At 32.8% G+C, this 12,177-nt stretch carries 12 protein-coding genes; 11 read left to right on the top strand and 1 reads right to left on the bottom strand.

From position 1 onward, the window contains the following. Positions 1-197 precede the first annotated feature (197 nt). The 7 genes from ACTQ5K_RS12755 (at position 198) to ACTQ5K_RS12725 (ending at position 6,380) form a co-directional block, all read left to right on the top strand. Positions 198-530 carry a PadR family transcriptional regulator gene (locus ACTQ5K_RS12755; protein ID WP_235252140.1) on the top strand — a complete coding sequence of 111 codons (333 nt, stop codon included), beginning with the start codon at positions 198-200 and terminating at the stop codon, positions 528-530. Beyond that, positions 527-1,171, top strand: a complete 645-nt coding sequence (locus ACTQ5K_RS12750; protein WP_031536777.1) for a hypothetical protein — start codon at positions 527-529, stop codon at positions 1,169-1,171. The genes ACTQ5K_RS12755 and ACTQ5K_RS12750 overlap by 4 nt, the downstream gene beginning before the upstream one ends. Before the next feature lie 95 nt (positions 1,172-1,266). Continuing rightward, entirely contained in the window at positions 1,267-2,766 is a 1,500-nt protein-coding gene (locus ACTQ5K_RS12745; RefSeq protein ID WP_031536778.1) for a DUF4153 domain-containing protein, read from the top strand. Between the two features lie 72 nt (positions 2,767-2,838). Then, positions 2,839-3,453, top strand: coding sequence for a sigma factor-like helix-turn-helix DNA-binding protein (locus ACTQ5K_RS12740; RefSeq protein WP_031536779.1), 615 nt, complete (start codon positions 2,839-2,841; stop codon positions 3,451-3,453). 28 nt (positions 3,454-3,481) lie between these two features. Further along, entirely contained in the window at positions 3,482-4,063 is a 582-nt protein-coding gene (clpP, locus tag ACTQ5K_RS12735; protein WP_031536780.1) for an ATP-dependent Clp endopeptidase proteolytic subunit ClpP, read from the top strand. Positions 4,064-4,196: 133 nt separating this feature from the next. Beyond that, positions 4,197-5,387, top strand: a complete 1,191-nt coding sequence (locus tag ACTQ5K_RS12730; protein ID WP_251628221.1) for a class I SAM-dependent rRNA methyltransferase — start codon at positions 4,197-4,199, stop codon at positions 5,385-5,387. Positions 5,388-5,591: 204 nt separating this feature from the next. Next, on the top strand, positions 5,592-6,380 hold the full coding sequence (locus tag ACTQ5K_RS12725) for an HAD family hydrolase (RefSeq protein WP_251628222.1): 789 nt from the start codon (positions 5,592-5,594) through the stop codon (positions 6,378-6,380). Positions 6,381-6,434: 54 nt separating this feature from the next. Here ACTQ5K_RS12725 and ACTQ5K_RS12720 read toward each other — a convergent pair whose 3' ends face one another. Next, the gene (locus tag ACTQ5K_RS12720) at positions 6,435-6,884 is read right to left on the bottom strand and encodes an Lrp/AsnC family transcriptional regulator (RefSeq protein WP_031536783.1); all 450 of its coding nucleotides are present in this window, start codon (positions 6,882-6,884) and stop codon (positions 6,435-6,437) included. A 239-nt stretch (positions 6,885-7,123) separates the two neighbouring features. Here ACTQ5K_RS12720 and ACTQ5K_RS12715 point away from each other — a divergent pair, with 239 nt between their 5' ends. The 4 genes from ACTQ5K_RS12715 (at position 7,124) to ppc (ending at position 12,120) form a co-directional block, all read left to right on the top strand. Beyond that, positions 7,124-7,738, top strand: a complete 615-nt coding sequence (locus ACTQ5K_RS12715; protein ID WP_231512529.1) for a YitT family protein — start codon at positions 7,124-7,126, stop codon at positions 7,736-7,738. Positions 7,739-8,015: 277 nt separating this feature from the next. Next, the gene (locus ACTQ5K_RS12710) at positions 8,016-8,396 is read left to right on the top strand and encodes a hypothetical protein (protein WP_031536785.1); all 381 of its coding nucleotides are present in this window, start codon (positions 8,016-8,018) and stop codon (positions 8,394-8,396) included. Between the two features lie 219 nt (positions 8,397-8,615). Next, positions 8,616-8,915: a heme biosynthesis protein HemY gene (locus ACTQ5K_RS12705; protein ID WP_031536786.1), complete on the top strand. Its 300-nt coding sequence runs from the start codon at positions 8,616-8,618 to the stop codon at positions 8,913-8,915. A 442-nt stretch (positions 8,916-9,357) separates the two neighbouring features. Next, positions 9,358-12,120: a phosphoenolpyruvate carboxylase gene (gene ppc / locus ACTQ5K_RS12700; protein WP_031536787.1), complete on the top strand. Its 2,763-nt coding sequence runs from the start codon at positions 9,358-9,360 to the stop codon at positions 12,118-12,120. Positions 12,121-12,177 lie beyond the last annotated feature (57 nt).

Raw genomic sequence — 12,177 nt, 5'->3', positions numbered from 1 at the left:
TTTTTCCAGCTACCGCGCTCTCGCTTGGTGGCCTTTTTGTCTAGTTGGGGGACGAGTCCCCCAACTAGACAAAAAGGATATTTATTCTCCCACAAACATTTTACTCATACAAGGAATTGTAGCAAAATATTGCATTATATAGGTTTGGACGCTAAAATACTACCTATAGTACATTTTAATTCTAGGTAGGTGAAAAAATGTTTAACAGAGAATTGGTAAAAGGGAGTACCTCCTTAATCCTGCTCCAGCTTTTAGCAGAAAAAGAAATGTATGGATATGAACTTGTTAAAGAGATGGAGAGGAGAAGCGACTACTCTTTACAGGTAAAAGAAGGGACCTTATATCCTGCCCTACATAAATTGGAGAAACAAGAATATGTAGAATCATTTTGGAAAGAATCAGAAAAAGGGCCAGCGAGAAAATATTATCGAATAACAGAGACAGGTCTTCAAATCTTGGAGCAAAAGACCACTGAATGGAAAAATTTTGTGCAAACCATAGATAAAGTGATCGGAAGAAAAGGGCTATGATTTATTCAAAAGATTCCTTTATGAAACAACTTCGAGAGTTATTAAAGAACCATAATCAATCAGAGGAGATATGCATGGAATATGAGCATCATCTCACTGATTTGCTAGAAGATATTCTATTAAGCGAGCAGTGCACAGTAAAAGAAGCAATCCTTATCGCGGTAGAAAAGTTAGGCACACCTCAAGAAATTGCTGCATTATATCAAGAAGAACTAACCATGACAGCAAAGAATACGCAATGGAATTTCTTTTTGGCAAATTTAATATTCTTTACAGGTGGGATTGGTTTAACGATTATTTACCATCACATTTCGAATCCAATCATTAGTAGATTATGGTTATTTCTTACTAGTATTCCATTCTTTCTTATTGTGCTCTATTTATTTTTTTGGCTCTTACTAGGGTATGAAGTCGGGAAGGAATTTGGACTTGGTGGTAAAAAATTATTAATGAAAACGTTTTGTATCTCGTTAATTCCGAATATTATGTTAATGTGCTCAGTTGTTTTCAACATTATTCCCATAACCTTTTTTGATCCATTACTTACACCTGAATTTATCTTGATTTGTATCGCATTTACGATTATTTTGTACCCAATATGTTTTCTCGCATTTCGCTTTGGAACAACGAAGTCTATTTAAGTTGTTCTTCTTTATTCTACCTAGAATTACTTTGTATAATGGTGTTATTTTTTTAAATAACTATATAGAATTTCTATGTAAAGGAGAAGATGGAAATGAATAAGAAAAATAGTTTTTATTTTATCGGATGTTTATTGCTTGCCATTTTTGCAGAAGTGACATTATTTACAGAGAAAATTGGTATTTCTCTTAGCTTTTTTGTTGTCGCTTATTATGTTTTTTATTTTTACATGACGAAAAAGGAGACTCATACACATCGAATCGTTGGAATTTATATTTTTATATGTATTTGGACTTTAACTTTGTCTTTCGTTTTCGTTGCAAATCCACCTTTTTATGCTGTTAATCTGTTGGTCATCTTTCTGTTAATAGGTGTACATACAATTCTAATCACAAGTCCATCTTTTCTTAGTTGGAGCAATGTTGAATTCCTTTGGTACATGCAAAAGAAATTTTCCTCCTTATTTAAATTTAGTAGGTATCTTTCAATACTTGTGCGAAAAAGGATAAAGGAATATGAGAATGAAAGGAATTATGCTATAGCAAAAAGAATATTATTAGGAATTGTTATCGTATTACCAATATTATTTGTCTTAATTTTTCTCTTAAGTTCATCAGACCAGTATTTTAGCATTTTGATTGAAAAAATGATTACACATCTTGTATCGTTTAATATAGATAAAATAAGTATTTTCCTCCGTATCCTCTTAGTATTTGTTTTTTTAGTACTATGGATAAAAACAATTAGCAAGAAGTCAGTTATAATTTTGAAAGATAAAAAGGAAATAAATAGGAGTTGGGAACAAGCGACCTTATTAACAATTTTAATTTCTATAAATGGATTGTATTTGTTTTATACAATATTTGAGTTTCAATATTTTTTTAATGATGTATTAATGAATGGTTTTACCTATGCAACTTATGCAAAAAGAGGATTTTTTGAGTTGATTATTGTAACGATTATTAATATCTCAATCACCTTATTAGTCAATAGATTTAGTAAAAGTAGAACCATCTTAATAAAAACTAGTTTATCCTTACTAATTATTTTCAGTTTTATAATTCTTTTATCTGCACATTTGCGATTAAGCTTATATGAACAGGCTTACGGCTACACATATTTACGATTGTTTTCCCATTCCTTTATTTTCCTATTAGCAGTGTTATTTGCTTTTACGATGATTAAGATTTGGATAGAAAAAATTCAGCTTATGCGCATTTTTTTGCTGCTTGCATTGTTATATTACTGTGGGCTTAATGTAATTGATGTGGATCGATTTATCGTTAGTAAAAATTTAGAGCGATTTGAAGAGACAAATTTAATCGATTTACAATATATTGAATCACTATCCCTTTCTACAGTTCCTGTTCTAATGAATTATTACGAAAGAAATCGAGAAATGAATAGCATAAAACATGTATTACTCGCAAAAAAAGAACTTCTTGAAAAAAGAGATGTAAAGTGGCAAAGCTATAACATGATGGAAGACCGAGCAAGAAAGTTGCTTGCATCAATGAACCTAGATGATGAAACGGCAGAAAATGAGAATGGAAAAAAGTATCGATTAGAAGAAAGCAAAAATGAAAAGAAATAAATGTATTATCCCCGTATCTTTTTTGCTTTTTCAAACGTTTAATATATAAACAGCCAAAGGAGGGATGAAAGGATGAGAGGGGAACTACCAGATATAAACGAACTGTATCGAAAACTCGACCTTTATTGTCAATATCTTTCGATGGACAAATGGGAACGGGAAGATTTAATCCAAGATTCTCTTTTAAAAGCGATAGAAAATTATAAAGAGCAAGATATTACACCGGCATTACTAAAAAAAATAGCCAGAAATAAGCGAATCGATAAGCAAAGAAAAAAGAAAGACCTAATTGGCATCCAAGCAAAAGAAATAGGAATAGAAAAAAATAGTTTAACTTCCATGATACTTGCTGAATATCTTGCTGAAAAGCTGACATTAAAACAAGGTATCGTATATATGCTTGTGGAAGGATTTCAATTTCGTTTGAAAGAGGTTGGCGAGCAACTAAATATGAGTGAGACTGCAGCTAAATCAGTTTTATTTCGGGCAAGAACTCAATTAAAAAAAGATGGCTCTTCTGGAAAACTTCATCTAGAAGAAAATAGAGATGCACTTAGTTACCTCTATTATGAAGTTTTAAAAAAGGAAGATCCAGCTATATTGTTTAACTTCATCTATAAGGAAAGCGTATTAGCGAAACAAGTGAAAAAATATCCGTCACATCATTCCATGCTTATGGCAGCTTAAACACTTTATTAAAATGGGAGCGAAAAAAATGAGCACGATTCCATATGTAATTGAACAATCATCAGGTGGAGAAAGATCCTATGACATCTATTCAAGATTATTGAAGGACAGAATTATCATGCTAGGCGATGAAATCAATGATGCTGTCGCCAATAATATTGTCGCACAATTGTTATTTCTCGCGGCCGAGGATCCAGATAAAGATATTTCCTTATATATAAATAGTCCAGGAGGATCAACTTCAGCTGGCTTTGCTATATTTGACACGATGCACTATATCAAACCAGATGTTCGTACGATTTGTACAGGAATGGCAGCCTCCTTTGGTGCGTTATTGCTCCTTGCTGGCGCGAAAGGAAAAAGATATGCCTTGCCGAATAGTGAAATTATGATTCATCAGCCATTAGGTGGTACAAAGGGGCAAGCAACAGAAATAGAAATTTCTGCCAGAAGAATAGTGAAGCTTAAAAGTCATATAAATCAGATTATTGCAGATAAAACAGGTCAGTCTATTGAAAAAATAGCACATGACACAGAAAGAGATTACTTTATGAGTGCAGAAGAAGCAAAAAGTTATGGGATTGTAGATGAAATCATTACCGCAAAATAAAAGAAACAGAGGCATCCTGCTAATTATAGGATGCCTATCTATGTGAATACCCTCTAGCACTAGCGTCTATCATCATTTCATGTATAATAGAAAAAGAAATAAAATATCAGCTCTGAAAGTAAAAGGTGACAAAATGGATATTGTAACAGTACAAATTGAAACTCCGTATGAAAAAAACCTCCTAAATGGTAATCCCTTATTATATAAAGACGCTATTGCATCTACCAACAGTCTAGAAGAAGGGCAAATAATCGATGTCGTAACAAAAAGGAATAAGTTTATTGGCAGAGGATATTATGCCATTCAAAATAAAGGAATCGGCTGGATTTTATCGAGAGAGCAAAACATTCCTATTGATGCTTCATTTTTTAAAAGGAAATTGAAGAAAGCGATTGATAGAAGAGTTTCCTATTTTAAAGATACAAATACAACAGCTTTTCGTATTTTTAATGGAGAAGGGGATGGAATTGGTGGATTCACTGTGGATTCTTATAACAAATATCTTTTAATACAATGGTACAGTATTGGAATTTATAAATACAAAAGCTGGATTGTAGAATCGTTACAACAATTATTAGATGTGGACGGGATATACGAGAAAAAAAGATTTGATCAAAAAGGAACTTATTTAGAAGATGATGATTTTGTGAGCGGCAAAAGAGGGGAGTTTCCCATTACTGTATTAGAGAATGGTGTTAAATATGCGGTAAACTTAAACGAAGGAGCTATGACAGGGATCTTTTTAGACCAACGAGATGTGCGTAGAAAAATTCGCGAAAAATATGCGCATGGTAAAAACGTTCTAAATACCTTCTCTTATACTGGTGCATTTTCCGTGGCCGCAGCAGTTGGTGGCAGTAAATCAACAACAAGTGTTGATTTAGCGAATCGCTCCAAACAAAAAACAGCAGATAACTTCTTACTAAATGAAATAGATTTAACGAGTCAAAACATTATAGTAGAAGATGTTTTTCATTATTTTAAGTATGCAGTAAAGAAACAGTTTTCCTTTGACATGGTCATTCTGGATCCACCAAGCTTTGCTCGTTCCAAAAAACATACTTTTCGAGCAGCAAAAGACTATACAAATTTACTTAAGGAAGCAATTGCGATTACTAATAATGATGGAATCATTGTCGCTTCCACTAATTGTGCTACTATTGATATGAAAAAATTCAAAAGCTTTATCGATGCAGCCTTTTCCCATCAAAAAGACAGATATCAAATTTTAGAGCAATTTGGCTTACCAAATGATTTTGCCAATATAAAAGATGTAAAAGAGAGTAATTATTTAAAAGTCGTTTTTATAAAAAAACGCAAATGATATTTTAGAATATTAATGTACTGGATAGGTACTGTTAAAAGGATTTTGCATAAAGATTGCAGAATCCTTTTTATTTAAATATAGGGTTTACGTAATTGTAAAACGTTTGTAATCTATTAAAGAAGGTAACTTTTTCTTTTATTCTATTTGAAAAAGTAATTTTTCAATAAATCATCGCTTACATAAAAAAGGAGAACGTGGAGAATGACAATTAAAGCAATTCTATTTGATTTAGATGACACGTTGTTATGGGATAAAAAAAGTGTGCAAGACGCTTTTTTAAAGACATGCAAGCTTGCAGAAGAAAAATTTAATATTTCTGCCGAACATTTAGAAGAAGCGGTTCGCAAAGAGGCAAGAGCTCTATATGAAGGATATGATACCTATGCTTTTACGAAAATGATTGGCATTAATCCATTCGAAGGACTGTGGGGAGAATTTCTTGAAGAGCATGCTTCATTTCCAAAAATGAGAGAGATTATTCCGATTTATCGAAAAGAGGCATGGACAAAAGGTTTGCTAGCATTAGGAATTGATGATCCGAAATTTGGAGTGAAATTAGCAGAAGCTTTTCCAGAATACAGAAAGCAATCGCCACATGTTTATGAGGAAACCTTTTCTATTTTAGATCAATTAAAAGGAAATTACTCCTTATTATTATTGACAAATGGTTCCCCTCATTTGCAAAATACAAAGCTATCCATTACGCCTGAAATTTCTCCTTATTTTGATCATATTGTCATTTCTGGGGATTTTGGAAAAGGAAAGCCTGACCCGTCCATCTTTGAACATGCTGTTTCACTACTTGGTGTAGATAAGTCGGAATGTTTAATGGTGGGAGATAATTTGATGACAGATATTAAAGGTGCGAATAAAACGGGAATTAAATCAGTCTGGATAAATCGGGAGCATGTAGAAAAAAAGGAAATTCAGCCTACTTATGAGATACATGATCTTCATGATTTATTGCCCATTTTGAATAAGAAAGATTAAAAGTCTGGTAATCATAAGCGATTAAATATGCTTATGATTACCAGACTTTTCACCTTAATCTTCTGGTTGGTCATTTGGCAATATATGTCTGTAAGGAACTGGGGATGCTAAAATGACTGATGTATTTATCGCTCCATACGGGATAAGTCGATCAACTAAGTTTCTCATCCCATCTATTCCTGAAACAGCTGCTTTTATAGTATAGCTTACAGGTCCAGTCACCCGATGACATTCAATAATATCTGTTTCTGATTTGATGAATTCCTCAAACACATGTGGTTCTTCTTTAAGCTCGCTAATTTGAATGAATAAGAGGGTTTCTCTGCCTAGTTTTGCAGGCGATATTCTCGCACTGAACTCTAAAATAATTCCTTTTTCTTGCAGTCGCAACAGCCTTTCAGACACACTTGGACGGCTTAATGCTAATTTTTTGGATAAATCACTAACCGTAATTCTGGCATCTTCCTGTAAAATTTTAAGTAATTGTATGTCAACTTTATCCATTTCAATAAATGCTCCTTTTTGCAAATTGAATGTATTAGTATAATTATTTATGCGAATTTGAGGGTGTACAGGGTAAATACATTCAGATTGGTATGTAAAATTGCTTCGATATATTCTATCATTATATATGTAAGAATTCCACAAAAAAACCACATATTTTTATAGGATTTCACCCATGAATCCTCAAATTACTATTCCACTTACTTTACGTTACTTTAGGAGTGTTATATTTGAAAAAAATGACAGTTATGATGTTCGGATGTTTTCTTACGTCATTTGGTTTGTATTTATTAAAAGGCTCGTCCATCGTTACAGGAGGAACAGCAGGTCTGGCATTAAGTGTATCTTATTTGCTACCTATTTCTTTTTCCATTTTATTCACCTTAATAAACATCCCGTTTTATATACTGGCTTATTTTAAAATGGGAAAGAAGTTTACATTTTCAACAATATTAGCCGTATCCTTAGTTACTTTATTTTCTTCTTTACTCCCAATTATTCTTCCATCCATAGCTTTTTATCCTTTATTAGGTTCGATTATGGGCGGATTCATTATTGGGATAGGAACGATTATTTTATTTATGAATGGCTCTTCATTAGGAGGAGCACAGATTTTGTCTATTACTCTTCAAAAGCAATTTAACTGGAATATGGGGAAGACAAATTTTATTTTTGATACAATTGTTATTTTGATTGGTCTATATAGTGTAGGTATAGTTAGAGGCTTATATAGTATAGTGTCTGTGTTTATTATTTCCTTTATGATGAGTACTTTTAAGGAAAAAATAGCGCACCGAAATACAGTCAAAGGTAGTGTAGAAACTAGTACGGTTGTAGAAACACATTCTGTTTAAGAATCAGAAATTTAGAAAACCTTTCATAAATTTCCTGCGATTAGAAAATTAAAGGAGATATGAAAGGTTTTTTATTTAGGCTGTCTCCTTCCTGGAATGGCGAGTAAGGCTTGTCGGTTGCCCCATGGAAATCAAAGTGTAGTCATGCTGCTGGTCTTAGAAAAATATATTTGTATTTTCAGTATAATTATAAGAAAAATAATTGACAGTGATAATCATTTTCATTTAAAATAAAGACAAATAATATAAAGAAAAGATTAGGAAGGTGTAAGATATAGTGAAAAATGATTTCATTGTTTTAACTCCATTTCAATATATGATCGAATGTACCTGTCCTAGACCTGAACATACATTCATACTTGATTTACATAAAGGGGATATTATTACAGTTACAGAAGAAAAAAAGTATGTAGATTCCCTTGGTTGGCTTCTACTCGTTATGATAAATGATTATAGTTTCTTTATGTTTGTTGATGAAATAGAAGAATTTATCGCAAATAAAAAGATTACCTCATTACTAGATCTGGAATTGAGAATGAATTATTTAGACTATAAAGTCAATGAGTCTTTAGATGTTTTAAATAAAGAGAAATTTGACGTATTTGCAAGAGAATTAAATGATTTAAAGGCCATTCAAAAAGACCGTGCAATGATTTAATTAGTATCATTTTATTAGCGATCCAGGTTTGTTAATGGGTTGCTTTTTTATTTGCTTTTTTTAAGTGCACCTAAGACATTCTAACGATTCCTATGCAAATAAGAACCATTTAGGAAAATTGCTGAAAAAGGCTTGAATATTTGCAAACATCTCTTTGGGAGATTACAATGGAATAGTATTTAGAAGAAGGCAAGGTTTTGCTTTAGGAGGAATATTTAGATGAAAGTCAAAATAAACAGACACGCAGTAAAAGTACTCAATCAAATGCTAGAAAAGGCGGAAGAAGGCGAAATGATTCGTGTATACATAACAGAGAATCATGGAAATCATGCACATTATGATTTGAAATTGGACCAAAAGACCGAGCATGATGAAGTTGTTCAGTCTGATAAAGACATTCCGATCTTATTAGATACAAGAGATGCTGATTTCTTGGATGGCGTATGGATTCAATATTTTCATGTTCCGCAACCAGGTTTTACAATTTATAACCCAGCGAAAGAACATCATCATCATTAAAAAAAGAGGAAGTGGAAACACTTCCTCTTTTTTTATAATAAAACACATAACGCTAGTGCTTGTTTTCATCCTGTTATAAATGTGATATAATTTGCTTCTAAATGGAACATGTACCAAAAAAAATCCGTCAATTTTCAGTTATTTTTTGAAAATGGGTTTACACATTAAATTATTTAGGTTATATAAATTATGTAATATAGATTTGGAGCCCAAAATTAAATTTTACCAATTTTTTCTTATTACACGCGCCAGCGATTGGAATATAAATCCATTTTAAGTGTATTTCCGAATGAATAATATAATTATTAGATGGATTATCTGTAATCTATCTTTTCTATCTATTAATAATTGATTTTAGTTAATGAATTTTTAAAAGAATAGTGATACGATTAATGATAATAGAGTAGTTAATTAAAAATTTAGATTAAGGGATGGTAATCTAATGACAACAAAGATAAAAGGAAATGAGAGTAGTTTACCTTTGCGAAAAGATGTAAAACACCTCGGAAATATTCTTGGTGAAGTACTTATCCACCATGGTGGTCAAGAATTATTAGAGAAGGTTGAGATCATACGTAAGTTAGCAAAGGAACTGCGCGAGACAAACAATGAACATACATATAATCAATTAAAGCTTGAAATGGAGCAATTAGAAAAGCCTGTACGTCGACAAGTTATTCGAGCATTTTCCAAATATTTTCATTTGGTGAATGTAGCTGAATTAAACCACCGTATTCGTCGCAAAAGAGAATATCAATTAAGTCAGGAAAAAGGCGTCCAGCCATATTCCATTGAGCGTGCAATTATGGCATTTAAACAAAAGAATTTATCGGAAGAAACGATTCAAGAGGTGCTAAATACCCTTTCATTAGAATTGATTATTACTGCACATCCGACTGAATCAACAAAACGTACGATTCTAGAAAGCCAAAAAAGAATTGCAACTATCTTAAAACAACTTGATAATCCGATGCTGACAAAGAAAGAACGACAACATTTCAATGATGATTTATTTGAGGAAATTACCATCATGTGGCAAACGGATGAGCTTCGTCAAGAACGTCCTACTGTAATGGATGAAGTAAGAAATGGGCTGTATTATTTTGAACAAACTTTGTTTGATGTTCTTCCGGAAATCCATCAAGAAGTTCAAGATGCACTTCAAGAAAACTATCCTAACTTTGAATGGAAAGTACCTAATTTTCTATGGTTCGGTTCTTGGATCGGTGGAGACAGAGATGGTAATCCGAATGTAACTCCAGATGTTACATGGCAAACACTTCATAAGCAAAATGAATTAGTAATTCAAAAATACATCGGTGCAGTCGATGAATTAATGAAGAAATTTAGTCATTCCACTAATCGAGTGAAAGTTAGCTCGAAGCTAATTCAAACGATTATGGAAGAAGAACAGCTATATTTGACTCCTGAAAAGAAATGGCCAGTAGAAAAAGAAGTATACCGCAGAAAGTTTTCAATTATTTTAGAAAGATTAAAAGAATATGGGAAATCTGAAAAAGGCTATGTTAAAGCAGAAGAATTGTTAGAAGATTTATACATAATTCAAGAAAGCTTTGCACTACATCAGCCGAAAGCTCATCAGCAAAAGGATTTGCAAAAATTAATTCGTCAAGTGCAATTATTTGGCTTTCATTTAGCAACATTGGATATTCGAAACCATAGTGGAGAACATGAATCTGCAATCGATGAGATTTTGCGCAAAGTTGGCATAACAGATGATTATAAAAATCTACCTGAAAATGAAAAATTAGGTATATTGGAGTCTGTTTTAAAAGATCCTCGTCCGATTCTTTTGCTAAACGAAGACTACTCAAAAGAAACACAGGAAATGATTAGTACTTTTACGATGATTAGGGAAGCTCATAAAAAATTTGGTGAGCGTGCAATTAATGTTTATTTAATAAGTATGACACGATCACCAAGTGATATTCTTGAGGTGCTTGTATTGGCAAAAGAAGCGGGAATTTATCGCTTACATGCTGATGGAACAGTTGAAAGTCATTTAAATGTTGCACCATTATTAGAAACAATCGAGGATTTAATTGCAGGTCCAGAAATTGTGGAAACTTTATTTCGTATGCCAGTATATAGAGAGCATTTAAGACGGCATAATGACCAACAGGAAATTATGTTAGGATATTCTGACGGAAGTAAGGATGGCGGTACATTAACGGCGAACTGGAAGCTATTTAAGGCACAACGAGAGATTCACCAAATGGCAAGCAATTATCAAATCGGCTTGAAGTTTTTCCATGGCCGCGGTGGTTCCCTTGGTCGTGGCGGCGGTCCTTTAAATAAAAGCATTCTATCTCAACCAGCTGAAACATTAGGGGATGGAGTAAAGATTACAGAACAAGGGGAAGTATTATCTTCTCGTTATTTGTTGGAAGATATTGCTTATCGAAGCTTGGAACAAGCAACGTCGACATTGTTAATGGCAATTGCTCATATCTCGAAGGATATTAGTGAACATAAAGAGGAAAGAAGCCTTTGGGAAAGTTCCATGGAAGAAATATCTGCTATTTCTTTGGCAAAATATCAATCACTAGTATTTAATGATCCTGATTTTATGACCTATTTTAAAGAAGCGACACCTTTAAACGAAATAGGAAACTTAAAAATTGGTTCTCGACCAATGAGTAGAAAAAATAAAACTACATTTGAAAATTTACGTGCCATTCCATGGGTATTTGCATGGACTCAAAGTAGGCAATTGCTACCTGCATGGTATGCTTCTGGTACTGGTCTTTCTGAATTTGCAAATCAAAAGCAAGGCAATATTGAAATTTTAAAGCAAATGTATGCTAAGTGGCCATTCTTCCGATCCACGATTGATAATTTACAAATGGCTCTAATGAAAGCAGACTTAACAACTGCTAGAGAATATTCTTCCCTTGTTGAAAATGAAGCTATTGGTAATCGCATTTATCAAAATATTAAAGAAGAATATGATAAGACAAAGGCAATATTACTCGAAATTACGGGAATTGAAGAATTACTTGATCATACGCCGACAATTCAAGAATCTGTTTATAGAAGAAACCCATATGTCGACCCATTGAATTTCTTCCAAGTAGAGTTAATTAAACAGCTTCGTGAACAAGAAATACCGGATAAGGAATTAATGAATCAAGTGCTTCTAACGATTAATGGTATTGCTGCAGGTTTACGCAACACTGGTTGATTATAGAGTAGAAAAGGCAATAGAAAAGACGAGAAGGGAATTCTTCTCGTCTTTTCT

The sequence above is a fragment of the Niallia sp. Sow4_A1 genome (genome assembly GCF_052116745.1).
In the GTDB taxonomy this organism is placed as follows: Bacteria; Bacillota; Bacilli; order Bacillales; family Cytobacillaceae; genus Niallia; species Niallia hominis.
Note: the sequence above shows the minus strand (reverse complement) of the source record. Positions and strands in the feature narration are given on the sequence as shown.

Bases quoted from the DNA above. Each gene is read 5' to 3' on its own strand.
- ACTQ5K_RS12725 (WP_251628222.1), top strand. From the start codon at position 5,592: ATGACAATTAAAGCAATTCTATTTGATTTAGATGACACGTTGTTATGG.
- ACTQ5K_RS12720 (WP_031536783.1), bottom strand. From the start codon at position 6,884: ATGGATAAAGTTGACATACAATTACTTAAAATTTTACAGGAAGATGCC.
- ACTQ5K_RS12745 (WP_031536778.1), top strand. From the start codon at position 1,267: ATGAATAAGAAAAATAGTTTTTATTTTATCGGATGTTTATTGCTTGCC.
- ACTQ5K_RS12730 (WP_251628221.1), top strand. From the start codon at position 4,197: ATGGATATTGTAACAGTACAAATTGAAACTCCGTATGAAAAAAACCTC.
- ACTQ5K_RS12755 (WP_235252140.1), top strand. From the start codon at position 198: ATGTTTAACAGAGAATTGGTAAAAGGGAGTACCTCCTTAATCCTGCTC.
- ACTQ5K_RS12715 (WP_231512529.1), top strand. From the start codon at position 7,124: ATGACAGTTATGATGTTCGGATGTTTTCTTACGTCATTTGGTTTGTAT.
- ACTQ5K_RS12740 (WP_031536779.1), top strand. From the start codon at position 2,839: ATGAGAGGGGAACTACCAGATATAAACGAACTGTATCGAAAACTCGAC.
- ppc (WP_031536787.1), top strand. From the start codon at position 9,358: ATGACAACAAAGATAAAAGGAAATGAGAGTAGTTTACCTTTGCGAAAA.
- ACTQ5K_RS12750 (WP_031536777.1), top strand. From the start codon at position 527: ATGATTTATTCAAAAGATTCCTTTATGAAACAACTTCGAGAGTTATTA.
- clpP (WP_031536780.1), top strand. From the start codon at position 3,482: ATGAGCACGATTCCATATGTAATTGAACAATCATCAGGTGGAGAAAGA.
- ACTQ5K_RS12705 (WP_031536786.1), top strand. From the start codon at position 8,616: ATGAAAGTCAAAATAAACAGACACGCAGTAAAAGTACTCAATCAAATG.